General features: G+C 65.5%; 24 protein-coding genes. 12 read left to right on the top strand and 12 right to left on the bottom strand.

Annotated features, from left to right (window positions below):
- The first annotated feature begins 4 nt into the window (after nt 1-4).
- The gene (locus BLT66_RS20525) at nt 5-823 is read left to right on the top strand and encodes a creatininase family protein (RefSeq protein ID WP_092760609.1); all 819 of its coding nucleotides are present in this window, start codon (nt 5-7) and stop codon (nt 821-823) included.
- A gap of 73 nt (nt 824-896) precedes the next feature.
- Here the strand turns inward: BLT66_RS20525 and BLT66_RS20530 are convergent, their stop codons facing one another.
- Nucleotides 897-1,529 carry a LysE/ArgO family amino acid transporter gene (locus tag BLT66_RS20530; protein ID WP_092760611.1) on the bottom strand — a complete coding sequence of 211 codons (633 nt, stop codon included), beginning with the start codon at nt 1,527-1,529 and terminating at the stop codon, nt 897-899.
- A 99-nt stretch (nt 1,530-1,628) separates the two neighbouring features.
- Between BLT66_RS20530 and BLT66_RS20535 the strand changes: the two genes are divergently transcribed.
- On the top strand, nt 1,629-2,561 hold the full coding sequence (locus BLT66_RS20535; protein WP_092760613.1) for an HTH-type transcriptional regulator ArgP: 933 nt from the start codon (nt 1,629-1,631) through the stop codon (nt 2,559-2,561).
- Between the two features lie 57 nt (nt 2,562-2,618).
- Here the strand turns inward: BLT66_RS20535 and BLT66_RS20540 are convergent, their stop codons facing one another.
- Both BLT66_RS20540 and BLT66_RS20545 read right to left on the bottom strand, forming a co-directional pair.
- On the bottom strand, nt 2,619-3,287 hold the full coding sequence (locus BLT66_RS20540; RefSeq protein WP_092760615.1) for a histidine phosphatase family protein: 669 nt from the start codon (nt 3,285-3,287) through the stop codon (nt 2,619-2,621).
- 44 nt (nt 3,288-3,331) lie between these two features.
- Nucleotides 3,332-4,849, bottom strand: coding sequence for a MocR-like pyridoxine biosynthesis transcription factor PdxR (locus tag BLT66_RS20545; protein WP_092760617.1), 1,518 nt, complete (start codon nt 4,847-4,849; stop codon nt 3,332-3,334).
- Nucleotides 4,850-4,933: 84 nt separating this feature from the next.
- Between BLT66_RS20545 and gabT the strand changes: the two genes are divergently transcribed.
- The 3 genes from gabT (at nt 4,934) to BLT66_RS20560 (ending at nt 8,104) form a co-directional block, all read left to right on the top strand.
- Nucleotides 4,934-6,238 (top strand): 4-aminobutyrate--2-oxoglutarate transaminase, encoded by a 1,305-nt coding sequence (gene gabT, locus BLT66_RS20550; protein WP_255407019.1) that lies wholly within the window; start codon nt 4,934-4,936, stop codon nt 6,236-6,238.
- A 10-nt stretch (nt 6,239-6,248) separates the two neighbouring features.
- Nucleotides 6,249-7,718: an NAD-dependent succinate-semialdehyde dehydrogenase gene (locus BLT66_RS20555; RefSeq protein WP_092760619.1), complete on the top strand. Its 1,470-nt coding sequence runs from the start codon at nt 6,249-6,251 to the stop codon at nt 7,716-7,718.
- Nucleotides 7,719-7,828: 110 nt separating this feature from the next.
- On the top strand, nt 7,829-8,104 hold the full coding sequence (locus tag BLT66_RS20560; protein ID WP_092760621.1) for a cupin domain-containing protein: 276 nt from the start codon (nt 7,829-7,831) through the stop codon (nt 8,102-8,104).
- 292 nt (nt 8,105-8,396) lie between these two features.
- On the opposite strand, the gene BLT66_RS20565 is transcribed toward BLT66_RS20560, so the two are convergent.
- Entirely contained in the window at nt 8,397-9,179 is a 783-nt protein-coding gene (locus BLT66_RS20565) for a TonB family protein (RefSeq protein ID WP_176955120.1), read from the bottom strand.
- A gap of 193 nt (nt 9,180-9,372) precedes the next feature.
- On the opposite strand from BLT66_RS20565, the gene fdxA reads away from it, so the two are divergent.
- The 5 genes from fdxA (at nt 9,373) to BLT66_RS20590 (ending at nt 12,244) form a co-directional block, all read left to right on the top strand.
- Nucleotides 9,373-9,717 carry a ferredoxin FdxA gene (gene fdxA, locus BLT66_RS20570; RefSeq protein ID WP_092760625.1) on the top strand — a complete coding sequence of 115 codons (345 nt, stop codon included), beginning with the start codon at nt 9,373-9,375 and terminating at the stop codon, nt 9,715-9,717.
- A gap of 7 nt (nt 9,718-9,724) precedes the next feature.
- Complete coding sequence (locus BLT66_RS20575) at nt 9,725-10,267, top strand: GNAT family N-acetyltransferase (protein ID WP_218922639.1); 543 nt, start codon at nt 9,725-9,727, stop codon at nt 10,265-10,267.
- A 162-nt stretch (nt 10,268-10,429) separates the two neighbouring features.
- Nucleotides 10,430-10,828: a RidA family protein gene (locus BLT66_RS20580; protein ID WP_092760627.1), complete on the top strand. Its 399-nt coding sequence runs from the start codon at nt 10,430-10,432 to the stop codon at nt 10,826-10,828.
- 128 nt (nt 10,829-10,956) lie between these two features.
- Entirely contained in the window at nt 10,957-11,349 is a 393-nt protein-coding gene (locus BLT66_RS20585) for a DUF805 domain-containing protein (RefSeq protein WP_092760629.1), read from the top strand.
- Between the two features lie 88 nt (nt 11,350-11,437).
- The gene (locus BLT66_RS20590) at nt 11,438-12,244 is read left to right on the top strand and encodes an NRDE family protein (protein ID WP_092760631.1); all 807 of its coding nucleotides are present in this window, start codon (nt 11,438-11,440) and stop codon (nt 12,242-12,244) included.
- Nucleotides 12,245-12,275: 31 nt separating this feature from the next.
- On the opposite strand, the gene BLT66_RS20595 is transcribed toward BLT66_RS20590, so the two are convergent.
- From BLT66_RS20595 to BLT66_RS20625, 7 genes are all read right to left on the bottom strand, one after another.
- A complete protein-coding gene (locus BLT66_RS20595) occupies nt 12,276-12,671 on the bottom strand; it encodes an excalibur calcium-binding domain-containing protein (protein WP_092760633.1) in 396 nt (131 codons plus the stop codon).
- 689 nt (nt 12,672-13,360) lie between these two features.
- A complete protein-coding gene (locus tag BLT66_RS20600) occupies nt 13,361-15,286 on the bottom strand; it encodes a bifunctional 2',3'-cyclic-nucleotide 2'-phosphodiesterase/3'-nucleotidase (RefSeq protein WP_092760717.1) in 1,926 nt (641 codons plus the stop codon).
- 85 nt (nt 15,287-15,371) lie between these two features.
- The gene (locus tag BLT66_RS20605; RefSeq protein WP_092760635.1) at nt 15,372-16,196 is read right to left on the bottom strand and encodes a PhzF family phenazine biosynthesis protein; all 825 of its coding nucleotides are present in this window, start codon (nt 16,194-16,196) and stop codon (nt 15,372-15,374) included.
- 76 nt (nt 16,197-16,272) lie between these two features.
- Nucleotides 16,273-17,214: a PhzF family phenazine biosynthesis protein gene (locus tag BLT66_RS20610; protein ID WP_092760637.1), complete on the bottom strand. Its 942-nt coding sequence runs from the start codon at nt 17,212-17,214 to the stop codon at nt 16,273-16,275.
- A 32-nt stretch (nt 17,215-17,246) separates the two neighbouring features.
- Nucleotides 17,247-18,419 (bottom strand): aminotransferase-like domain-containing protein, encoded by a 1,173-nt coding sequence (locus BLT66_RS20615; RefSeq protein ID WP_092760639.1) that lies wholly within the window; start codon nt 18,417-18,419, stop codon nt 17,247-17,249.
- A 67-nt stretch (nt 18,420-18,486) separates the two neighbouring features.
- The gene (locus tag BLT66_RS20620; protein ID WP_092760641.1) at nt 18,487-19,077 is read right to left on the bottom strand and encodes a LysE family translocator; all 591 of its coding nucleotides are present in this window, start codon (nt 19,075-19,077) and stop codon (nt 18,487-18,489) included.
- 16 nt (nt 19,078-19,093) lie between these two features.
- Nucleotides 19,094-20,011 (bottom strand): DMT family transporter, encoded by a 918-nt coding sequence (locus tag BLT66_RS20625; protein WP_092760643.1) that lies wholly within the window; start codon nt 20,009-20,011, stop codon nt 19,094-19,096.
- A gap of 122 nt (nt 20,012-20,133) precedes the next feature.
- Between BLT66_RS20625 and BLT66_RS20630 the strand changes: the two genes are divergently transcribed.
- Both BLT66_RS20630 and BLT66_RS20635 read left to right on the top strand, forming a co-directional pair.
- Nucleotides 20,134-21,543, top strand: coding sequence for an aminotransferase-like domain-containing protein (locus BLT66_RS20630; RefSeq protein WP_092760645.1), 1,410 nt, complete (start codon nt 20,134-20,136; stop codon nt 21,541-21,543).
- A 69-nt stretch (nt 21,544-21,612) separates the two neighbouring features.
- Nucleotides 21,613-22,545: a TraB/GumN family protein gene (locus BLT66_RS20635; RefSeq protein WP_176955121.1), complete on the top strand. Its 933-nt coding sequence runs from the start codon at nt 21,613-21,615 to the stop codon at nt 22,543-22,545.
- A 105-nt stretch (nt 22,546-22,650) separates the two neighbouring features.
- Here the strand turns inward: BLT66_RS20635 and BLT66_RS20640 are convergent.
- A partial coding sequence (locus BLT66_RS20640) for an IS30 family transposase (RefSeq protein WP_143029161.1) occupies nt 22,651-22,935 on the bottom strand: 285 nt, incomplete at its 5' end.

Below are 22,935 nucleotides of genomic sequence, written 5' to 3' on the forward strand. Positions count from 1 at the left end.
GGCCATGCACGCCACACAACGCTTCTGGGCCGACCTCACCACCCGCGACTTCGCGCAGCTCGACGCCGCCCGCACCGTCGCCGTGCTGCCGGTGGCCGCCACCGAACAACACGGACCGCACCTGCCGCTGAGCGTGGACACCACCTTGGTGGATGGCGTGGTGGCAGCCGCGTTGCCGCATCTGCCGGCCGACGCCTCGGTGCTGGTGCTGCCCACGCAGCAGGTGGGCTTCAGCCCCGAGCACCAGCGCTTTCCCGGTACGCTGACGCTGTCGAGCGAAACGGTGATCCGCATCTGGACTGAGCTCGGCGCCTGCGTGGCACGCAGCGGCGTGAAGAAGCTGCTGATCTTCAATTCCCACGGCGGCCAGGTCAGCCTGATGGACATCGTGGCTCGCACCCTGCGCACCGAGCATGGTCTGCTGGTCTACAGCGCCAGCTGGTTCAACCTGCCGCTGGGCGCGGCGAACAGCCCGTTCAGCGCCGAGGAGCAGCGCTTCGGCGTGCATGCCGGCGATGTGGAAACCTCGATGATGTTGGCCCTGCGTCCGCAATGGGTGCGCATGGACCAGGCCCGCGACTTCCAATCCAGCTCGCAAGACCGCGCTGCCAAATACCCGATCCTCGGCAACGGCAAAAGCGCCAAGCTGGGCTGGCAGATGCAGGACTACAACGCCACGGGCGCGGCTGGCAATGCGGCGGCGGCCACCGCTGCCAAAGGCCAGGCGCTGGTCGATGCGTCGGGCCAGCAGCTGGCCTTGCTGCTGCAGGAGATTGCCGACCTGCCGCTGTCCACCTTGGTGGATACCCCCGATTTAGGCTGATTTTTCAGGCATGAAATCAGCCACTAGCGCAGATTAAACCTGCGCAAGATGCTCCTATCTTTGATATTAAAAACTAGAGCAAACCCCAGGCCAGCACGCAGGCTGTGCCCCACATCATGGCGGCCACCAGCCCGTCCAGCGCGCGCCAAAGGGCCGGCTTGCGCAGCCGTTGGCCCAGCCACACCAGGCCCAAGCCCAGGCCACCAAACCACAGCACCGACGCCGTCGCAGCGCCCAGTCCAAACACCGCATTGCCGGGCCGGCCCCAGGCCAGCGATGCGGTGCCGATCAGCACGGCGGTGTCCAGCCAGGCATGGGGGTTCAGCCAGGCAAAGGCCAGCGCCGCCATCACCGCCTGGCGCCGGGTCATCGCCGCGGCGGGCAGCAGGGCCGCCTGGGTGTTGGTGGAGCCGGTGCGGAAGCGGGTGAACGCCTGGTAGCCGTAGTACAGCAGGAACAGGATGCCCGCGCCAACCATCGCGCCCTGCAGCTTGTCCGACAGGCCGCCCAGCTGCGCCAGGCCCAGTACGCTGATGCCGATCAGCCCGATGTCCGAGGCGATGCTGACCGCAATCGTGGTCCACACATGTTGGCCCGTCAGCCCCATGCGCAGCACATGGGCGTTCTGCGGCCCCAGGGCGATGATCAGCGACAGGCTGAGCAGCAGGCCGGCGCTGAAGGCCGGGGTGAGGAAGACGGTGGACATGGCGGGCTTTCGGTCGGAGTAGGCCCGCAGTGTCCCGCATACCAGCCCATGGTTAAACACAACTAAATTAAACTTCAATCCTGCAATTAATTTTTAACTATGCTGGATGTCAAACAACTCGAAGCCCTGGCCGCGGTGCTGGAAGAAGGTGGCTTCGGCCCGGCGGCCAAGGCGCTGAACCTGACCTTGGCCGCGGTGTCGCTGCGCATCAAGGGGCTGGAGGCCGCACTCGGCCAGCGCCTGCTGGTGCGCGGCAAGACGGTGCGCGCCACGCCGGCCGGTCAGACCCTGCTGGCACATGTGAAGCAGCTGCGGCTGATGGAGGCCGACTTGGTCCACGGCCTGCCCAGCAGCCGGGCCCAGGGCGGCGCCGACAGCCCCTGGCAGAGCCTGGGCGTGGCCGTGAATGCCGACTCGCTGGCCAGCTGGTTTTTGCCCGGCGTGGCAGCCACGCTGGCACGCTACCGGCTGCTGCTGGACATAGCGATCCACGACCAGGACCACACCCTCGGTGCGCTCCAGTCCGGCGACGTGATCGGCTGCGTCAGCGCGCTGGCCCAGCCCATGCGCGGTTGCCTGGCCGAGCCGCTGGGCGTGATGCGCTACCGCGCCATGGTGGCACCCGCGCTGCTGCAGAAGTGCCGCACCCGAGCCGGCGCAGTGTCGGTGCACCGCTTGCTGGCCCAGCCGGCCCTGATCTTCGACCGCAAGGATGCTCTGCAGGATGCGTTCTTGGCCCAGCATTTCGGCCTGGCCTCGCCCCAGTACCCGCGGCATTTTGTGCCGGCGGTGGATGCGTTCGAGAGCGCGCTGGAGTACGGCATGGGCTGGGGCATGGTGCCCGAGCAGTTCCTGGCGCGCCGCGTCGGCCGTCTGCCGCTGGAAGAACTGCTGCCCGGCCGCACGGTCGACGTGGCGCTGTACTGGCACCACTGGGAGCGCGAGCCGGTGTCGGCCCAGCGGCTGACGCAGGCGGTGAAGGCTGCGGCGCAGACCTTGCTGGCCGAGCGGGTTGACGCCGAAAATTTATAAGAAACAGGCCGCTGGCGCAGGTTTTATCTGCGCTACCAGCTATGGATTAAATAGCAATCAGGCCGCAGTGACCCAGCTGGCGTAGTCCGCATGCTCCAGGTGCGGCAGGGTGTTGAAGGTCTGCAGCAGATGCCGTTTGGGCGTGAAGACGAATTCGGTGATGGCGCTGTTGCGGATCTGCAGGTTCAGCGCGATGGTGGTCTCGGGCGTGGTGCCGAGGATGTGGCCGACGGCGGTAGAGATCGGCCCGCCGCTGCTGACGATCAGCACATTGCCGCGGTACTGCCGGCGCACATGGTCCAGCGCGCTGACCACGCCGTGGCGAAAGTCTTCGTAGCGGGCCATGCCGTGGGGGCTGAGCACGCCGTTCATCCACTGGGTCAAGCCATCGCGCAGCAGCCGGAAGTGCTGGCGGTAGGCTTCGGGCTCGGTGGGTGGCGGCAGCGGCGCCGGGTGGATGGCGGCGATCAGCGCCGCGCTGTCGTACTCGTCCAGCCCCGGCCAGGGTAGGGCGACCAGGTGCGTGTTGCTGCCCAGGCAGATGCCGGCATAGGTCTGGGTGTGGCGGCGCAGCGTGCCGGTCAGCACGGCTTCGAATTGGATGCTCTTGCTGGCGAAATATTCGCCCAGGCGCACGCTCTGCTGCTGGCCTAGCGGGCTCAGCTGGTCGTAGTCCGCAGCCCCCAGCGAGGCCTGGCCGTGGCGCACAAGGTAGAGGTGTCCCATGGGCGGATTATGGGTAGCCAACGCCGGCTCCATAGTCGCCAGGGTTACCTCATAAAAAAACCTCGCACCACTTGGGCCAGCTTGGCGAAGCTGGGGCCGATTTCTTCCTCGCGCACCGCGCCGTAGCCCAGCAGCAAGCCTTTGGTGGCGGCCGGCTGGCGCAGGTAGTACAGCGACAGCGGCCGCGTCGTCACGCCGGCGCGCAGCGCAGCCTGGGCTACCGCGGCGTCGTCCACATGCTGGGGCAGGCCCAGCACCAGGTGCAGGCCGGCGTCGCCGCCAATCACCGGCAGCTGGCTGCCGAACTCTTGCTGGATGGCATGGATCAGCGCGTCGTGCCGGGCGCTGTAGACCCCGCGCATGCGCCGGATGTGGCTGGCGTAATGGCCTTCGGCCAGGAAGCGCGCCAGCACCGCCTGCTGCAGGGTCTGGCCTTCGCGGAACAGCTCGTTGAGTGCGCGCGCAAAGCCGTCCACCAGGTCCGGCGGCAGCACCAGGTAGGCGATGCGCAGCGCCGGGAACAAGGTCTTGGAAAACGTGCCCAGATAGACCACCCGGCCGTGCGCATCCAGGCCTTGCAGTGCCGGCAGTGGCCGGGTGCCGTAGCGGAATTCGCTGTCGTAGTCGTCCTCGACCACCCAGACGCCGTGCACCGCCGCGTAGTCCAGCAGCTGCTGGCGCCGGCCGTGGCCCATCAGCGCGCCGACCGGGTACTGGTGCGAGGGCGAGACGAACATCAGCCGCGGCGGCTGGCGCAGCTGCTCGGGCGACGGCGCCATGCCTTCGGCATCGACGGCCACCGGCTCCAGCTGCAGCCCATGGGCGCGGAACACGCTGCGCGCGCCCCAGTAGCCCGGGTCTTCCAGCCAGGCGCTGTCGCCAACGTCGCTGAGCAGCTGCGCCACCAGGTGCAGCGACTGCTGGGTGCCGCTGGTGATCACCACCTGCTCGGGGCTGCAGACCACGCCGCGCGTGCCCTGCAGGTATTCGGACACCGCCTGGCGCAGGCCGGCGTCGCCCGGGCCGGTGGCGTAGGTCAGCTGGTCGGGCGTGTGCTGGCGCAGCATCCGGGCCTGCAGGCGGCTCCACACCTGGGACGGGAACATGCGCACCTCGGGCACGCCGGGGGTGAACGCGCCCCACTGCAGCGGCGCGGCCTTGCTGTCGCGCACCAGCTGGCTGCCGCGGCGTGACAGCAGGGCGGTGCGTGCGCCGCTGGCCGCTGGCTGGGCCGCGCTGCGGTCCACCAGGCGCGGGCCGATCGCGGCTACATAGGTGCCGCGGCCGACACCGGCTTGCACATAGCCCTCCAGCGCCAGCTGCTCGTAGACATGCACCACGGTATTGCGGGCGATGCCCAGCGCCTGCGCCAGTACCCGGGTCGGCGGCAGCTTGGTGCCGGCCGCCAGCACCTGCTGGCGGATGCCGCCTTGCAGGATGCTGTACAGCTGGCGGTGGTCGTTCTGCGGACTCTGCTGGTCGAACTGGCGCAGCACGAAGTCCGGCAGGGTGCTGGCCTTGGGCGCCAGCTTGGCCAGGTTTTTGCGCCTAATTGGTTCCATAAAGTATTCAGTATTGGTTCTAATTTTGGGGCCAAATCGATTCTAAACTTTGCCCACGTCTACTCCATTGCCCGCAAGGAAACCATGAACACCGCTACCGACACCCAGCACTTCCGCACCGAACCTGCTTCCAACGCCGCTTTGGATGCGCGCCGCGCTGCCGCCACCCCACGCGGTGTCGGCATAGGCACGCCGATGTACGCCGACCGCGCGCTGAACGCCGAGCTGTGGGACGTCGAAGGCCGCCGTTTCATCGACTTTGCCGCCGGCATCGCGGTGCTGAACACCGGGCACCGCCATCCCAAGCTGATCGCCGCCATCCAGGCGCAGCTGGAGCGCTTCACCCACACCGCCTACCAGGTCGTGCCCTATGAAAGCTCGGTGCACCTGGCCGAACGCCTGAACGCGCTGACGCCGGGCAGCCACGCCAAGAAAACCGCCTTCTTCACCACCGGCGCCGAAGCCGTGGAAAACGCCATCAAGATCGCCCGCGCCGCCACCCGCCGCCCCGGCGTGATCGCGCTGACCGGCGCCTTCCATGGCCGTACCTTCATGGGCATGGCGCTGACCGGCAAGGTCGTGCCTTACAAGGTCGGCTTCGGCCCCTTCCCCGGCAGCATCTTCCATGTGCCGGCGCCGACCGAGCTGCACGAGGTGACGGTGCAGGACACGCTGAACGCCATCCAGCAGATCTTCAAATGCGATATCGAGCCGACCCAGGTGGCGGCCATCATCCTCGAGCCGATTCAGGGCGAAGGCGGCTTCTATGTGATGCCTTCCGAGCTGCTGGTAGCGCTGCGCGCGCTGTGCGACCAGCATGGCATTCTGCTGATCGCCGATGAAATTCAGACAGGCTTTGCCCGCACCGGCAAGATGTTCGCCATGGACCACCACAGCGTCGTGCCCGACCTGATGACCATGGCCAAGAGCCTGGCCGGCGGCATGCCCTTGTCGGCCGTCTGCGGCCGCGCCGAAGTGATGGACGCACCGGCCCCTGGCGGCCTGGGCGGCACCTACGCTGGCAACCCGCTGGCGATTGCCTCGGCCCACGCGGTGCTGGACGTGCTGGAAGAAGAAAAGCTCTGCGAGCGCGCTGAGCGCCTGGGCCAGACCCTGAAAGCCCGGCTGGAAAGCCTGCGCGCCAAGGTGCCGCAGATCGCTGAAATCCGTGGCCTGGGCGCCATGGTGGCGGTGGAATTCAACAAGGCCGACGGCTCGCCCGACCCGGAATTCACCAAGCTGGTCCAGAAGCGCGCGCTCGACGCGGGCCTGATCCTCTTGACCTGTGGCGTCTACGTCAACGTGATCCGCTTCCTGTTCCCACTGACCATCGAAGACAGCGTGCTGGCCGAAGGCCTGGACATTCTTTCTAAAGCCATGACCGCATAAAGATCACCTGATGACCACCACTCTGAACCTCAAAGATCCCACCCTGCTACGCCAGCAGGCCTTCATCGCCGGTGCCTGGGTCGATGCCGACAACGGCGAAACCGTGCCCGTGACCAACCCCGCCACCGGCGAGGTGCTGGGCACCGTGCCCATGTGCGGCACGGCCGAGACCGTGCGCGCCATTGCCGCCGCCGAAACCGCCCAGCGCCAGTGGCGCAATGTGTCGGGCAAAGACCGCGCGGCCATCCTGCGCCGCCTCAACGACCTGATGCTGCAGCACCAGGACGACCTGGCGCTGATACTCACGTCCGAGCAGGGCAAGCCGCTGGCCGAGGCCAAGGGCGAAATCGTCTACTCGGCGTCCTTCATCGAATGGTTTGCCGACGAAGCCCGCCGTGTCTACGGCGACACGATTCCCGCGCCCACTGGCGACCGCCGCCTGATGGCCATCAAGCAGCCCATCGGCGTGACGGCAGCCATCACGCCGTGGAACTTCCCCACCGCCATGCTGACCCGCAAGGCCGGCCCGGCGCTGGCCGCCGGCTGCTCGATGGTGGTCAAGCCCGCCACGCAGACGCCGTACTCCGCCCTGGCTTTTGCCGAGCTGGCGGATCGCGCCGGCGTACCCAAGGGCCTGCTGTCGGTGCTGACCGGCTCGGCCAGCCAGATCGGCGGCGAGATGACGCGAAGCCCCATCGTCCGCAAGCTGACTTTCACCGGCTCCACCGAAGTCGGCCGCACCTTGATGCGCCAGTCGGCCGACACCATCAAGAAGCTGTCGCTGGAGCTGGGCGGCAATGCGCCCTTCATCGTCTTCGATGATGCCGATCTGGACGCGGCCGTCGATGGCGCGATGATCTCCAAGTACCGCAACACCGGCCAGACCTGTGTGTGCGCGAACCGCCTGTATGTGCAGCGCGGCGTGCTGGAAGCCTTCACCACCAAGCTGGTGGCCAAGGTGCAAGCGCTGAAGGTCGGCAACGGCGTCGAAGCCGGCATGACCCAGGGCCCGCTGATTGACGCCAAGGCCGTGGCCAAGGTCAAGGAACACATCGCCGATGCGGTGGCCAAGGGCGGCAAGGTGCTGGCCGGAGGCAAGCCGCACGCCTTGGGCGGCCTGTTCTTCGAGCCCACCGTCATCGGCGGCGCAACCGAAGACATGCTGTTCGCCCAGGACGAGACCTTCGGCCCGCTGGCGCCGATCTTTGTCTTCGACACCGAAGCCGAGGTCATAGCACGCGCCAACAACACCGAGTTTGGTCTGGCCGCCTACTTCTACAGCCGCGACATCGGCCGCGTGATGCGCGTGTCCGAGCAGCTGGAGTCGGGCATGGTCGGCGTCAACACCGGTTTGATATCCACCGCCGAAGCGCCGTTCGGCGGCGTCAAGCAGTCGGGCCTGGGCCGCGAGGGGTCCAGGTACGGGCTGGATGAATTCATGGAGATGAAGTACATCTGCCTGGGGGGCTTGGACAGCTGAGTTGGAGACTGGGGCACTGCGATTGGGATCGGTGCCTATAGCGGCCAGGGCGCTACCTGGCCGCGTTTTTGCATGCCCGTTTTTGCCGCCTCTTCCATACTTCAAACACCATGCACGCCACCCCCACACTCCAGGTCAACAACGACCGCACCGTCGTCACTGAATGGCGCTTCGCGCCCGGCGCCGACACTGGCCACCATGTGCACGCCATGGACTACGTGGTCGTGCCGCTGACCACCGGCACCTTGCGGCTGGAGGAGCCCACGGGGGTGCGCGAAGTGCAACTCACGGCGGGCGTGTCGTATGCGCGGCCGGCCGGGGTGGCGCATAACGTGGTCAACGTGAACAACTATGAGTTTGTGTTTGTCGAGATCGAGCTGAAGTAAGGTGAGGTGCTATGTAAATAGCAGCTGTCAGCTCAGGTTTATTCGGGGTCAGCAGCCTGTTTAAGCAGCATAGATCGTATGAGGCTATTCAGGAGGCCCATACACCGGTGCGCAGTGCCTAGAGCTGCGTCCGGTCGAATCGCGGCGCGATTGTGTCTGGTTGCCAATCCCTAGATGCGCTTAGCGGGCGTTGTGGCTATTCGGTGTGCGCCGGCCTTGGTGAAGCTGGCTGGCGCGGTGATCGCCTACTTTGTTGCTTTCGTTTTCAACCGTGCCGCTGTGGGGAACATTCCTACTTTAGGACCCAGCTAACTGCTTGCCCCGCATAGTAAAGTTCTATGCCCTGTACTGCGTTAAACCTGCACGATTTGTACGCTTGGATTACGGTGGTATCCAGTAGCGCATGGGCTTGCGTGGCACCACTACGTGCGAGCAAGGAAACGTCCTCCACGCTGCCGTTGCCTCTGATCGTGAACAGCACCTGTGTTTGTCCTTCGACTCTCTGTTTGCGCGCGTTTTCCGGGTAAGAAAGTAGAGGGCATTGTGGATCTTCCAACCGTTGGAATGCCGGTTGTTCAGCTGGCACGGGCTCGTTCTGTGTCACATAAAAGGATTTGCTTAGGAGTAATTCCCCATCCCGCCAAATTTCAAAAATCCATTCACCTTCTTTGACTTCCCAGTCTCGGAAACGGTAGCCGATGGTCAAGGGGTGTCCAGTTCTGGCAGCAAGTGGCTTTTCGCTTTGCGCAAGCAATTGGCCTTGGGGATTGGTCAAGCCAGGGGTAGGAAAGCGGATGACTTGGCGTAGCGCCACCGCGTCGCCGGCCACCGCACCCGGGATGGTGAAGTTGAGGCCGAAAAGTATTCCGGTCTGCGCGGGAATGCGGTCTTGTCGTACGATAAGCCGAGAAAGGGGAACAATCGCGTCTAGTTTGTGCCGAATTCCGGGCGTCAAGCTAAGCGTAGCCTTGTTGTCATACAGTCCCGCCCAGTTCAACGTTATTGGGGCTGGCTTGGGTGGCGTAGCGCAACCCGCCATAGCGAGCAGAACGACAAGCAGTGGAAAAAATCTCATGGAAAGTCCTGATGGATGTGTGCTTGCGCCGAGGGGCTTGGTATTGCTGCTACAGCAATTGGGCCATAAAGAGATGCGCATGGCGGCTGTGCAGGAGAGATGCTGAGGCGGCTATTCTCTATGGGAAACGGTGGGCGTTTGCTTGGATGGCAGCCCCAGATAGATTGTCATCTTCGTCTACGATCATGCCGCCATGCCCTTCATCGTCACCGAACCCTGCATACAGTGCAAATACACCGACTGCGTCGCCGTCTGCCCCATGGACTGCTTCGTCGAAGGCCCGAACTTCCTGGTAATCGACCCGGACAGTTGCATAGACTGCTCGATCTGCGTGGCCGAATGCCCGGTGGATGCCATCGTCAACGCCGCCGAGGCGAACGATGCGCAGCGCCCCTATATCGCCCTGAACGCCCGCCTGGCCATGAGCCCGCAGTGGCGGCCTATCACCCAGCCCCGCGCGCCCTTGCCTGGCCACGCCGAATGGCGGGGTGTGGCGGCGAAGGCGCATTTGCTGGAGCAGCCACACGGGCTGGCCTGAGGTGGTGGTGCGCAGCAACGACCGGATGGCGGTCCGCCCGTTCAGCCCTGCGGATGCGGACGCTTTCTATGCGGCCGTGCGCGCATCGATAGATTCGCTCTCGTACTGGATGCCCTGGTGCACGCCCGCCTACAGCCTGCAGGAAGCCCGGGCCTGGATGGCCTATTGCGAGGACGTGTGGCGCGCCGGCAGCGCGTTTCCGCTGGGCATTTTTGACCTGGCGAGCGGCCAAGTGCTGGGCGGAACTGGCATCCATGACGTGAATTCGGCCTACCGCATGGGCAGCCTGGGCTACTGGGTGGGAACGCCGCATACCGGCCGTGGCGTGGCCCGTGCGGCGGCACGGATGGCGGCCGACATCGGCTTCAAAGAGCTGGCGCTGACCCGGCTGGAAATCGTGGTGCTGCTGCACAACGCGGCCAGCCAGCACGTCGCCCAGGCCATCGGTGCCCGCAAGGAATGCGATGCACGCAACCGCCTGTACTTCAACGGCGTGGCAGAAGACGCCAGCGTCTATGGGCTGCTGCCGGCTGACATCGGTAACGTTTGAGATATTGGGTGCCTATAGGCCGTTAGCGCAATATCCACCAGCGTGAGGTGCTATTAATATAGTAGTGAGTTAACTCTCAGTGCGGGTGGCGGGCAACTTAAAATTCCCAAGGCGTTTTTCCTGCGCCTCCATCCTGTCCACGCTACTTGAGCCCTGTTCACCATGACTGTAGAAACCTTTACCCCGCCTGATCTGTTCACGCCCATCGGGCCTTACAGCCACATCGCCAAGTCCGGCCCCTTCATCTCCATCTCCGGCACGCCAGGAGTGGACAGCGCCACCGGGCTGATGGCCGGCACCGATGCCTATTCTCAGTCGCTTCAGATACTGCAGAACTTCCGGCGGATGCTGGAGTCGGTGGGTTCGCGCCTGGAAGACGTGATGCACGTGCACGTCTACCTCAAGCATGTCGAAGACTTTGCAGCCATGAACCGTGCTTATGCCGAGGTGTTTAGCAGCCACCTGCCGGCGCGCACCGTGATCTGCGTGGCCGATCTACCTAAGAAGGGCGCCTTGCTCACCATGAACCTGAACGCCATCTGCAACCCCTCGGCGGGCTAGCGCGTTCGGATTCGGGTCATGCGTCACAGAAAAATTTGCCCGGGCGCGGCCATAATTTCAGTGCGGGGACCGGGCGGGTCGTGCGCCATCGGGGCGGGCGGCGGCGCAGTGCCACGAGGGAGAATGCAATGAACTGGTTTGTCGATGCCCTGAAGAAGTACGCGGTGTTTTCCGGCCGCGCGCAACGCAGCGAATACTGGTACTTCTTTCTGTTTTACTGCGGCCTGGCGATAGGCGCGGCCCTGCTGGACGGCATGGTGGGCGCATTCAATCGGCAGGCGGGCGTGGGCTTGTTCGGCGGCATTGTGGCGCTAGGCCTGCTGCTGCCGTCGCTGGCGGTGGGCGTGCGGCGCCTGCACGACATCGACCGCAGCGGCTGGTGGCTGCTGATCGCGGTGGTTCCTGTGGTCGGCGCCATCGTCTTGTTGGTGTTCAGCCTCAAGGACAGCCAGCCCGGCAGCAACCGCTTTGGCCCCAACCCCAAGGACGCGTTTCCCAGCGAGAAGTTTTCGCTGACCTGAGGACGCCCAAGGCAGGAAATAAGCCCCTGGCGCTTATCGAATATGCGTGAGAAGCTATAAACACAATAGCAAACTCCGATCTTCCACGATGTGCCTACTCACCTTCCAATGGCAGCCCGACGCCCGCGTGCCGCTGACCATCGCCGCCAACCGCGACGAGTTCTATGCGCGGCCCACTCTGCCTTTGCATGCCTGGCCGGAAGCTGGCGGAGGACAGATCGTGGCCGGCCAGGACCAGCAGGGTGGCGGCACCTGGATGGGCGTGCACCAGCCCAGCGGCCGGCTGGCGGCGCTGACCAATTACCGCGACCCGGGCCATAACCGCGCCGATGCGCCGTCGCGCGGCGCCATCGTTATGGACTTCCTGCAGAGCCAGCACAGCGCGGAGGACTTTGCGCAGGCGCTGGCCGCGCGCTCGGATGCCTTCAACGCCTTCAACCTGCTGCTGTTCGACGGCCAGCAGCTGGTGGCCTTCGAGAGCCGACACCGGCGCCATTTCTTGCCCCAGCCCGGCGTCTGGGCGGTGTCGAATGCCGACTTCGACACGCCCTGGCCCAAGCTGGTGCAGCTGCGCAGCGCGTTTGCCCAGGTGCTGCAAGCCCACCAGGCCGCCGAGTCGCCCGACATCAGCGCGGCGCTGGAGGCGGCCTTGTGGAATTTGCTGGCCGACACCTGCGTGGCTGACGATGCCGACCTGCCTGCCACCGGTGTCAGCCTGGAGCTGGAGCGCGCCTTGTCCGCCGCCTTCGTGCACCTGCCGCACTACGGCACCCGCGCCAGCACCCTGCTACAGCATGCGCGCAGCCAGGTCCATGTGGTGGAACGCAGCTTTGGTGCAGACGGTGTGGAGGCGCCGCTGGGGACGGTGCGTTTGCAGCTGGATGTGGGCGCTTAGGCGCGGTCGAGCGCCGGGTGGGGCATTGGCGCTAGCGAGCACACCACTGCTGCTCGCAGGGGATTCCATTCTTGTCGCCGTCCATCTTCACGCCGGGGCAACTGGCGAGGAAGTACTTTGCTTCGGCACAAGACTTCATTTGTGAGCAGTACTGTCGTCCGTCGCAACGGAAGCTACTGGATAGGTTAGGAGCTGCGGGAGCTACCTTGTCGGCGGGCGTTGCAACAGCTGCAGCACGTCGCTGTTTCTCCGCGGCGTTCAGCTCTTGGGTGGTGGGTGACGGTCGAGCTTGGCCAGATGGACAGGGTGTCTGTTGATAGGTGACCGTGCCGTTCAGCACGCACTTGTTCGCTGGTGCGGCTACAGCTCCAGAAGCGGCAAGCACCAGACCTGCAACTGCGGTGAGGAAGGATGAGGTTTTGAGCATTGTCGTGCGGATGAGGGGGAGTGTGCCGCCTCATGAATATATGTGACAGTCACTTTTTTCGATGCACTTTTGGGTGGGGTGGCCGTTCTAGGGTATTGATGCTATTCCTGGCCGGGTATGCGCCCGGCGGCGCAGTAACTTTTCTTTTACGCAAAAGAAAAGTCACCAAAAGAAAGGCGCCCCCACTGTCTGCGTCCCAGCGCTATCGCACTGGGAAACCTGCGGTGCTTCGCTTTGGGCGGGGTCTGGCTAAACTCGCCTGCGGCTCAGACAACGCCAGCCCTGATCCGCCCAAAACTGCGCTTCTCGGCGCATACAGAGGGGGACCCCGGGGATCGGGATCGGTGGCGCTGGGCGCCACATCGCGCCTAGGGCGCGAGCCCGGCTACGCCGGGCTGGGGTTGGCTGTTCGGCTGTTGGATGTTCTCTGCCACGCCGTGTGGCGTCGGCGAGTAGCGGAGGTCTGAGCGGATCAGGGCTGGCGTTGTCTGAGCGCAGCGAGTTTAGCCAGACCCCGCTCAGACTGAGCAACGCAGCGGACCGGCGTAGCCGGCGACGACTTCGGCTCGCCTTTTCTTTGGTTACTTTCTTTTGGCGAAGCAAAAGACAAGTTACTGCGCTGCCGGGCGCACACCCCGGCCGGGGATGTCAGTCAACACCACCCAGGCTAAGTTCAACGACCAAACAAGCTACTCCCCCAGCGTATACAAGGCCGACCCGTCCCCATTGTCCTTCTCCAGCTTGATGCCGGGATGGTTCGCCAGATAGCGGATGCCGCCGCTGCCCGAGGTGAAGGCCATGCGCACGCCGGGCACGGGGCGGATCTTCCAGTTGCCGTCGGCCGTGGGGTTGACCTGGCCGCCGGGCGTCAGGGTATTCATCAGCGCCAGGTATTCGACCAACACCTGGCGGTTTTCATCGGGCGCGTCCAGCACCACCTTGCTGGCATTCAGGGCCGGGAAGTTGCCGCCGCCGAACGCGCGGTAGTTGTTGGTGGCGACGATGAACTTGGCTGCGGGGTTGATGGGCTGGCCACCGAAGCGCAGGTTTTTCACCCGGTTGGCGCCGGCCGCGGCCACGGCGCCTTTGGCGTCGTATTTGGCGGGCTGGGTCAGGTCCAGCTCGTAGTTCACGCCGTCTATGGTGTCGAAGTTGTACGAGGGAAACGCGTCGTTCACCAGCGGCTGCTGGGCCGGGCCTTTAGGGTCGATCTGGCGGAACTGGCCGGCCGACATTTCCAGCCATTCCTGCACTTCAGCGCCGGTCAGCAGCATGGCTTTCAAGGTGTTGGGGTAGATGTACAGGTCGGCCATGTGTTTGATGGCCAGCGGGCCGGCGGGGATGTCGGTGTAGTAGGCCCAGCCCTGGCGGCCGCCTGATTTGAAGGGCGCGGCGGCCGACAGTACCGGGTATTTCTCGTAGTCCGTGCCCTGCATCGCGCGCTTCACGTAGGCGGTCTGCGCGTTGGAAACGATCTGCACCGACGGGTCGTCGCTCACCTGCGCAAAGTAGCTGTAGATGGGCGCGCTGCTGAAGGCCACCTTGTTGCGCACGTAGTCCAACGTTTGCGCGTGCTCGGCGCCAATCGCCTGCTCGACCAGCGGGTCGGCGGCGGCCAGCGACTGCTTGGCGGCGCGGTCAAAGATTGGCCGGATCGACGACTGGCTGCCCACTACTTTCCAACTGCCGCCAGCGTTGTCCAACCTGAAGTCGACCACGCCCAGGTGGTCGCCCCAGCGGCCCGGCATCACCGCGGCCACGCCGTTGATGGTGCCGCGCGCCGCGTCCACCTTGGGGTAGCTGGCGAAGGCCGGGCTGGGGAATTCGGCATGCGCGTGGCCGAACAAAATCGCGTCTATGCCCGGCACCTCGGCCAGCGGGGCTACGGCGTTCTCGGCCAGGGCGCTGGCCTCGCCTTTTTCGAAGCCGCTGTGCGGAATGGCGATGACCAGCTGGGCGCCCTTGGCGCGCATCTCGGGCACGTATTTCTGCGCGGTGGCCACGATGTCGCGCACCAGCACCTTGCCCTCCAGATTGGCCTTGTCCCACTGCAGGATCTGCGGCGGGGCAAAGCCGATCACGCCGATGGTGATGGGGTGCTTTTTGCCCTCTGCGTCCAGCAGCTCGCGCTTGAGCAGGATGTAGGGCGTGAATGCATGCTGGTCCGGCGCATCGGCCCGGTAGATGTTGGCGTTGACGTAGGGGAAGTTCGCGCCCTTGAGCGCGCGCTGCAGGAACGACAGGCCGTAGTTGAACTCGTGGTTACCCAGGTTGGCCGCGTCGTAGGCCAGCTGGTTCATCACCTTGTAGGCCGGGTGGATCTGGCCGTCCTGCAGCGGCCGCACCTTGGCGACCAGGTCGCCCAGCGGGTTGCCCTGCAGCAGGTCGCCGTTGTCGAACAGCAGGCTGTTGGGTGCCTCGGCGCGCGCGGCTTTGATGAGGCTGATGGTGCGCGCCAGGCCGTACTGGTCGGTGGGCTTGTCCTGGTAGTAGTCGTAGCTCAGCAGGTTCATGTGCACATCGGTGGTCTCCAGGATGCGCAGCCTGACTTCGGCAGCCTGTGCGGCGCCCACCCATGCCAGCGCGAGGCCGGCGGCGATCCATGCTTTGTGCATATCGGTCAACTCCTGATTTGATAGCTTATTGTGCAGGCAGATGCTGCGCCGCAAGCTATTTTTATGCCTGAACCTGGCGCGCAGGTTACAGCTGCACCGTGCCGTTTACGCAGGTCACCGATGCTCCGCCCACCCAGACCTGGCCGTTGCGGCCCAGGCAGCGGCCCTGGGTGGCCAGGTACTGGGCGGGTGCGTGGCCCTCGGCGATCAGCCACTGGGCCAGGCTGGCGTTCAGGCTGCCGGTCACCGGGTCTTCGGGCACTTCCACGGCGGCGGCGAAGGCCCGCACTTCCAGCTGGGCGCTGGGCGTATCGGCATAGACGGCGGCCACGCCGACGGTGACGCCAGTCTGCTTCAGCGCCAGGTGGTTGGGTTGCAGCTGCAGCACGGTTTGCGGGCTGTCGAGCAGGATGCCCAGCCAGGGCAGGCCGTTGTCCAGGGTCTGCGCGGCCAGGATGTGCTGCGGCTTCAGGCCCAGCGCGGCCTCCACCTGGGCCAGCAGCAGGGGGCTGGGCGCGCTGCGCTGCAATGGCGGTGCGGCAAACAGCAGGCGCTGGCCGACGCGGCGGATCTGCACCAGGCCGACCTGGCATTCCTGCACCACCCGGTCCGGGCGCTGCGGCTGGCCGCCGGCCTGCAGCCAGGCGTGGCAGCTGCCCAGCGTCGGGTGGCCGGCAAAGCGCAGCTCGCTCACCGGGTCGAAGATGCGCACCCGGTAGTCGGCGCCCGCGGCCCGGCCGGCCGTGGTGGGTGGCAGCAGAAAAGTGGTTTCGGACAGATTGGTCCAGTTGGCAAAGCGCTGCCGCTCGGCGTCGCCCAGGTCGGCACCGTCCAGCACCACGGCCAGCGGGTTGCCCTGGTAGGGCACGGAGGTGAACACATCGACTTGCTGGAAGCGGCGCTGGTGCATAGCGGGTCAACCGTAAAAAATGCCGCTAGCGCAATAACAGCCTGCGCAAGCAGCTATTAAAAAGAGAGTAAGCCGTCTACAGCAGCACGCTGCCGCTGATGCAGGTCACCGACTCGCCGCCGACCCAGACCTGCCCGTCGGTATCGCGTTCGATGTGGATGCGGCCCATGCGGTCCAGGCAGGTGCCTTGCGACACCAGGTACTGGTCGGGCGCGTAGCCGTCGGCGATCAGCCACTGGGCCAGGCTGGCGTTCAGGCTACCGGTCACAGGGTCTTCCAGAATGCCGACCGGCGCGCCAAAGGCCCGCACTTCCAGGTGCGGCTCGGGGCCGCTGGCCGCAGCCGACTGGCTGAAGGCGCGGGCCTCGCGGTTCGAGCGGCCTATCAGGGCCGGGGCCTCGGGCTGGGGGTAAATGCCGACTACGCCGACCTTGTGGCCCAGGTTCTTCAAAGCCAGCTGGTCGGGCTTGAGCTGCAGCACGGTATGCGGGTTGTCCAGCAGCAGGCCCAGCCACGGCGAGCCGTTGTCCAGGGTCTGGGCGGCCAGCACGTCGCGGGCCTTCAGCCCCAGGGCGGCGGCCACCTGGGCCAGCAGCATGGGGCTGGGCGCGCTGCGCTTCAGCGGCGGGGCGGCAAAGAACAAGCGGGAGTCGACGCGGCGGATCTTCACCAGGCCGACCTTGCACTCCTGCACCACATAGCCCTTGCTCTGGGGCTGGCCGCCGGCCTGCAGCCAGGCATGGCAACTGCCCAGAGTCGGGTGGCCGGCAAAGCGCATTTCGTCGATCGGGCTGAAGATGCGCACCTGGTAGTCGGCACCGGCCGCGCGACCGGCCTCGGTGGGAGGCAGCACGAAAGCGGTTTCCGACAGATTGGTCCAGTTGGCAAAGCGCAGCATCTGCGCGTCGCCCAGGCCGGCCCCGTCCAACACCACCGCCAGGGGGTTGCCCTGGTAGGGAATGGGGGTGAACACGTCCACTTGCTGGAAGCGGCGGTTCTGGGGCGGCGTGGTGGACATGGGGCGGATTTCCAATCGGTGGGTTACAGGATTTACAGCGAGCGTATGGCTTCGGCCAGGGCTTTGATGCCAATGTTGATTTGCTCGACGCTGGCGGTCACGAAGGACAGGCGGATGCTGCGCGGATCGGCGTTGTCGGCATAGAAGGCGGTGCCGGGCACAAAGGCCACGCCCTTGTCCACGGCCTTGGGCAGCAGGTCCACGGCGTGCACGCCTTCGGGCAGGCGGGCCCACAGGAACATACCGCCGTCGGGGGTGTTCCAGGTCACGCCGGCGGGCATTTCGCGCGCCAGTGCGGCCAGCATGGCGTCGCGCTGCGACTTGTACAGCGCGCGGATGGTGGGCACGTGGCGGGCCAGAAAGCCGTCTTGCATCACCGCCACCACCATGCGCTGGTTGAAGCTGGGGCTGTGCAGATCGGCCGCCTGCTTGGCCTGCAGCAGCTTGGGCATCATGGCCTTGGGGGCGATCACATAGCCCAGGCGCAGGCCGGGCGCCAGCACCTTGGAGAACGAGCCCATGTAGACGCAGCCGTCGGGGTTGCGGCCGGTCAGCGGCGCGGGCGGCGGTGCGTCGAACCACAGGTCGCCATAGGGGTTGTCTTCGACCAGCGGCAGGCCGAGTGCCGCGGCGCGCTCCACCAGGGCGGCGCGGCGGGCTTCGGTCATGGTGCGGCCGGTGGGGTTCTGGAAGTTGGGCAGCACGTACAGGAAGCGGCCGTTGTCTGCCTTGCGTGCCAGGTCGTCCAGGTCCACGCCTTCATCGTCGCTGGCTACGCTGACCACTTTGGGCTCCATCGGCGCAAACGCCTGCAGCGCACCCAGGTAGGTGGGGGTTTCGACCAGCACCTTGCTACCTGGGTCGATCAGCACCTTGCCCAGCAGGTCCAGGCCTTGCTGCGAGCCCGTGGTGATCAGCACCTGGGCGGGGTCGACGTTCCAGGGCAGGCCGGCGGCGACGATCTCGCGCAGCGGGCCATAGCCTTCGCTGGCCGCGTACTGCAGCGCGCCCTTGCCGTCTTCGCGCAGCACTTTTTCGCAGGCAGCGGCGAATTCGGCCACCGGGAAGGTCTTGGGCGAGGGCAGGCCGCCGGCAAAGCTGATGATGCCGGGGCGTTCGGTGACCTTGAGGATTTCGCGGATGGCCGAGGAGTTCATCTTCTCGGTGCGGGCGGCCAAGGTCCAGGGGTTGGCGGGATTGCTCATAGGTGTCTTTCAGCGGGCCGCACAGCGCGGCGGTAGTACAAAAATAAGGGAGTGCTCCGATTGTCGGTTAGGACAGCATGGGCGCGAGCGAAGCGACCAGCAAAACCGCCATCAAAGCGTTGAAAACCCGGCGGTAGTGGGGGATGCGCAACCAGTGGCGCAGGCGGCTGCCAAACAAAGCCCACAGGCTGATGGTCGGCAGGTTCACCACGGCGAACAAGATCGCCGTGCCCAGCACCAGGGCGCTGCCACTGTGGGCCGGCAGATAGCTGCTGAACGCGCCCACGGCCATGACCCAGGCTTTCGGATTCACCCACTGGAAGCCAGCAGCACCCCAGAAGCTGATCGGGCGTTTGGCTTCCGCGTCTTTCGGGGCGCCGGCGGTAGCCACGCCCCAGGCCAGGTACAGCAGGTAGGCCGCACCCAGCCACTTCAGCACCAGGTACAGCTGCGGTATCTGTTCCAACAGCAGGCCCAGACCCATGCCGACCGAGGCCAGCAGAATAAACACGCCGACCGAAATGCCCACCATGTGTGGCAGCGTGGCGCGAAAGCCGTGGTTCACGCCCGAGGCCAGCAGCATCAGGTTGTTCGGGCCGGGGGTGACGGAGCTGACGAAGGCGAACAGCGTCAGCGCGAAGAAGAGTTGGGTGCTCATGGTGTCCTTTTAAAAATCAACGCACCGGCATGCGCTTGCCGATGAAAACCACGGCGATCACCGCCAGGCCGAAGCCCACCGTCACTGCGTCCAGCGTCTCGCCCAGCAGCGGCACGGCAAACAGCATGCTCAAAAACGGCTGCACCAGCTGCACCTGGCTGACCCGCACCGTGCCGCCCAGCGCCAGGCCGCGGTACCAGGCAAAGAAGCCCAGCCATTGCGAGAACACCGCCAGGTAGCCAAATGCCAGCCAGGTGGAGGGCTGCAGCGGGGCGACCGGCCAGGTCAGTGCTGCGCCCGTTAGGGTCAGCGGCAGCGAGATCACCAAGGCCCAGCAGATCACATGGTCGGCCCGCATGCGCTGCGACAGCAGGCCGCCAAAGCCGTAGCCCACGGCGCCAAACAGCATGGCCAGCAACAGCAGTACATCGGCCGACTGGATGGCCAGGCCGCTGCCCGAGCGCAGCATCGCAAAGCCCACCACCAGTGCGCTGCCCAGGGCCGCACACAGCCAGAAGCCGGTGGACGGGCGTTGCCGGTGCAGTAGCGCACCGGCGGCCGCGGTGGTCAGCGGCAGTACACCGATGATCACGCTGGCGTGCACCGCTTCCACATGCCGCATGGCGATGGAGGTCAGCAGCGGAAAGCCGAACACCGCGCCCGAGGCGGTCAAGGCCAGTGGCCACCAGTCGGCGCGCTGCGGCATCGGGGCCTGGGTGGCGAGCAGAAAGGCGACGGACAACAGCCCGGCGGCGGCAGCGCGGGCCATGGCGATGAACACGCCGGACATCTGCGGATCGGCCGGCGTGCCCACGGCCAGGCGCGTCATCGGCAGGGTCAGCGCAAAAATCACCACCCCCAGCAGGCCCAGCCACAGGCCGCGGCGCTCGGCGGAGGTGGGCGCGAGGGGGAGGGTGGCGTTGAGGGTAGTCATGCGGTGGCAAGTACAGAGTGGGCATTCAATGTAGTGGTAATACCAGCACACTGGCAGTACACTTTAACCAGCCAGTTTTTTGTCTGTATTGGTCCTGAGGCCAGCACACAGGAGTGCATTCCATGTTGATGAAAGCCGCCGCCCAGTCGCTCACCGAGCAACTTGCCAGCCATTTCGCCGAGCGCATCCGCAGCCGCCTGCTGGCCGGCGGCGCGCGTCTGCCCTCGGTGCGCCAGTGTGCGCAGCAGCACCAGGTGAGCGCGTCCACGGTGGTGGCGGCCTACGACCGGCTGCTGGCCCTGGGCCTGGTCGAAGCCCGCAAGAACCGCGGGTTTTATGTAAGGGAAACGGCCCCGGCGCAGGATGTACTTGCGCGAGCAGCTACACATTCAGGAGCAAACGACGGCCCGCCACGCCGCCCCATCGACGCCACCGCCCTGATGCGTGGCATGTTCCAGGGCGATAGCGACAAGCCCCAGCCGGGTATGGGCGTGCTGCCGCCCGACTGGCTGGAGAACAGCTTCATGCCCGCCGCCGTGCGCCGGGTGGCGGCCGGCACGGCGGACTTTTCGCGCCGCTACGGCGACCCGGCGGGCGACCCGGGCCTGCGCCAGAGCCTGTCCAAAAAGCTGGCCGGCCTGCATGTGCATGCCGGGCCTGAGCAGATCATCACCACCGTGGGCGCCACCCATGCGCTGGACATTGCCAGCCGCACCCTGCTGCGCACCGGCGATTACGTGATGGTCGAGGAGCCGGGCTGGGCGGTGGAATTTGCCCGGCTCGAGGCCATGGGCATGCGCATCCTGCCGGTGCCGCGCCATGCCGACGGGCCGGACCTGGAGGTGATGGCGCGTTACTGCGAGGCGCACAGCCCTAAGCTGTTCGTCAGCGTCAGCGTGCTGCACAACCCCACCGGCTTCAGCCTCACGCCGGGCAGCGCACACCGGGTGCTGACCCTGGCCAACGCGCACAACTTTTACATCCTGGAAGACGATACCTACAGCCACCTGGCGCCCGAGCATGCGACCCGCCTGTGTGTGCTGGACGGGCTGCAGCGCACCCTGTACGCCAGCGGCTTCTCCAAGATCCTGGCTCCGGGCTGGCGCGTGGGCTTTCTGGCAGCGCCGCTGGCGCTGGTCGAGCGGCTCACCGACACCAAGCTGCTGGCCACCCTGACCACCCCGGCCCTGCTGGAGAAGGCCCTGGCCTGGTGTATCGACCAGGGCCAGCTGCGCCGCCATTCCGAACGGGTGCGCGAACGGCTCGACCAGGCGCGCGCCCGCAGCACCAAGCTGGCGCTGGCGGCCGGCTGCAGTTTTGCGTCGGAGCCGGCCGGCCTGTTTGGCTGGGTCGATACCGGCGTGGACACCGACGCGCTGGCCCAGCGCATGCTGGACGAGGGCTATATGCTGGCCCCCGGCGCGCTGTTCCACGCCAACCGCCAGCCCAGCAGCCTGATGCGTATCAATTTTGCGAATGCCCAGGATGCGGCTTTCTGGAAGGTGTTTATGCGGGTGCGCGATGGGGCTTGATATGCTGGCGCGATGTTTTTAAGAATTCCGCTGCCTCGTTTCTTTTGTTCCGCTCTGGCGGCCTGCCTTATGGCTCCGCTGCTGGCCTGGGCCCAGCCGTCCAGCGCAGATGAGCCGCCCGCCGACTGCGCCAGCCGTTACCCACCGTTGGTGGCCACACCAGACAGCCCGGTGCGCGACCGTGGTTTTCTGTGGCGTATCAGCAAGGGCGGCCACACCTCCTACCTGTACGGCACCCTACATATAGGCAAACCCGAGTGGGCCCAGCCAGGTCCGCAGACCCAGGCCGCCCTGGACGCGAGTCAGCAGCTGGCGCTGGAAATGGACACTGTGCCCGCCACCATCCAGGCCCTGATGGCAGGCTTGGCGCGCCAGCCCGACCAGGTGCTGGCGCCCACCTTGGAGGCGCGTTTGCGCCAAGCCATTGCCCAATCTTGCCTGCCCCCCGCTTTGAGCGATATGTTGGCGCCGGAAATGCAGGTGACCATGTTGGCCATTGGCATGCTGCGCGCCGACGGATATTCGGGAGATTGGGGCGCAGACTTCCGGCTAGCCGCCATCGCCCATGCGCGCGCCATGCCGGTGGTGGGACTGGAAAAACCGCAAGACCAAGTGCGGTTGCTGCTGGCCACCAATGCCGAGGACCGTAACGAGGGTGTCCAAGAGCAATTGGACGATATGGCCTCGGGCAAGGTGCGCCGTATCACTTTGCGCATGGTCCGCATGTGGGACGAGGCCGACTACGCCACTTTGCAGCGCTACAAGGCCTGGTGCGAATGTGCTCCGACGAACGAGCGCGAGCGCCGCGCTATGAAAGCCTTGCTGGACGACCGCAACCTCGGCATGGCGCAGGCCATAGACCGCCTGCATGGGCAGGGTACCGCTGTCTTCGCTGCGGTCGGTAGCCTGCACATGGTTGGCCCCACCGGTCTTCCGGCCTGGATGGCCCGGCATGGCTACCGGGTGCAGCGCGTGGCGTTTGGCCGTGCGGGCAAAAATTAAGCTACCGCAGACACGGCGCACGTGCTGGTTAGATTTGCTATAAATTATGTAGCGTGTGGCGCATTTATTTCCTGGGCGGATTCAAGTCCAAGTGCAACACAAGGGTCATTGGATAGTAGCGTGCGGTGGATGGTGTTTGAGCAAGAAATCGCGATAGGCCTCGATGGGCGAGTGCGCATTCAAGGTTTTACGGGGGCGGTTGTTGATCTCATCGGCAATCGCATCGAGTTGCTCCTGGGTCACTTCAGACAGATCCATACCCTTGGGCAGATACTGGCGCACCAGCCCATTCGTGTTCTCGTTGGTACCCCGTTGCCAAGGGCTGTGGGGATCACAGAAGTACACCGCAATGCCGGTATTGGCGCTGAGTTCCTTGTGACGAGCCATTTC

This window comes from Rhodoferax sp. OV413 (genome assembly GCF_900104385.1).
Taxonomy (GTDB): domain Bacteria; phylum Pseudomonadota; class Gammaproteobacteria; order Burkholderiales; family Burkholderiaceae_C; genus Rhodoferax_B.

Coding starts and splice junctions, on each gene's coding strand:
- BLT66_RS20580 (WP_092760627.1), top strand. CDS start 10,430: ATGACTGTAGAAACCTTTACCCCGCCTGATCTGTTCACGCCCATCGGG.
- gabT (WP_255407019.1), top strand. CDS start 4,934: ATGAACACCGCTACCGACACCCAGCACTTCCGCACCGAACCTGCTTCC.
- BLT66_RS20620 (WP_092760641.1), bottom strand. CDS start 19,077: ATGAGCACCCAACTCTTCTTCGCGCTGACGCTGTTCGCCTTCGTCAGC.
- BLT66_RS20545 (WP_092760617.1), bottom strand. CDS start 4,849: ATGGAACCAATTAGGCGCAAAAACCTGGCCAAGCTGGCGCCCAAGGCC.
- BLT66_RS20560 (WP_092760621.1), top strand. CDS start 7,829: ATGCACGCCACCCCCACACTCCAGGTCAACAACGACCGCACCGTCGTC.
- BLT66_RS20600 (WP_092760717.1), bottom strand. CDS start 15,286: ATGCACAAAGCATGGATCGCCGCCGGCCTCGCGCTGGCATGGGTGGGC.
- BLT66_RS20635 (WP_176955121.1), top strand. CDS start 21,613: ATGGCTCCGCTGCTGGCCTGGGCCCAGCCGTCCAGCGCAGATGAGCCG.
- BLT66_RS20555 (WP_092760619.1), top strand. CDS start 6,249: ATGACCACCACTCTGAACCTCAAAGATCCCACCCTGCTACGCCAGCAG.
- BLT66_RS20585 (WP_092760629.1), top strand. CDS start 10,957: ATGAACTGGTTTGTCGATGCCCTGAAGAAGTACGCGGTGTTTTCCGGC.
- BLT66_RS20590 (WP_092760631.1), top strand. CDS start 11,438: ATGTGCCTACTCACCTTCCAATGGCAGCCCGACGCCCGCGTGCCGCTG.
- BLT66_RS20530 (WP_092760611.1), bottom strand. CDS start 1,529: ATGTCCACCGTCTTCCTCACCCCGGCCTTCAGCGCCGGCCTGCTGCTC.
- BLT66_RS20630 (WP_092760645.1), top strand. CDS start 20,134: ATGTTGATGAAAGCCGCCGCCCAGTCGCTCACCGAGCAACTTGCCAGC.
- BLT66_RS20610 (WP_092760637.1), bottom strand. CDS start 17,214: ATGTCCACCACGCCGCCCCAGAACCGCCGCTTCCAGCAAGTGGACGTG.
- BLT66_RS20615 (WP_092760639.1), bottom strand. CDS start 18,419: ATGAGCAATCCCGCCAACCCCTGGACCTTGGCCGCCCGCACCGAGAAG.
- BLT66_RS20525 (WP_092760609.1), top strand. CDS start 5: ATGCACGCCACACAACGCTTCTGGGCCGACCTCACCACCCGCGACTTC.
- BLT66_RS20535 (WP_092760613.1), top strand. CDS start 1,629: ATGCTGGATGTCAAACAACTCGAAGCCCTGGCCGCGGTGCTGGAAGAA.
- BLT66_RS20540 (WP_092760615.1), bottom strand. CDS start 3,287: ATGGGACACCTCTACCTTGTGCGCCACGGCCAGGCCTCGCTGGGGGCT.
- BLT66_RS20565 (WP_176955120.1), bottom strand. CDS start 9,179: ATGAGATTTTTTCCACTGCTTGTCGTTCTGCTCGCTATGGCGGGTTGC.
- BLT66_RS20625 (WP_092760643.1), bottom strand. CDS start 20,011: ATGACTACCCTCAACGCCACCCTCCCCCTCGCGCCCACCTCCGCCGAG.
- BLT66_RS20605 (WP_092760635.1), bottom strand. CDS start 16,196: ATGCACCAGCGCCGCTTCCAGCAAGTCGATGTGTTCACCTCCGTGCCC.
- BLT66_RS20595 (WP_092760633.1), bottom strand. CDS start 12,671: ATGCTCAAAACCTCATCCTTCCTCACCGCAGTTGCAGGTCTGGTGCTT.
- fdxA (WP_092760625.1), top strand. CDS start 9,373: ATGCCCTTCATCGTCACCGAACCCTGCATACAGTGCAAATACACCGAC.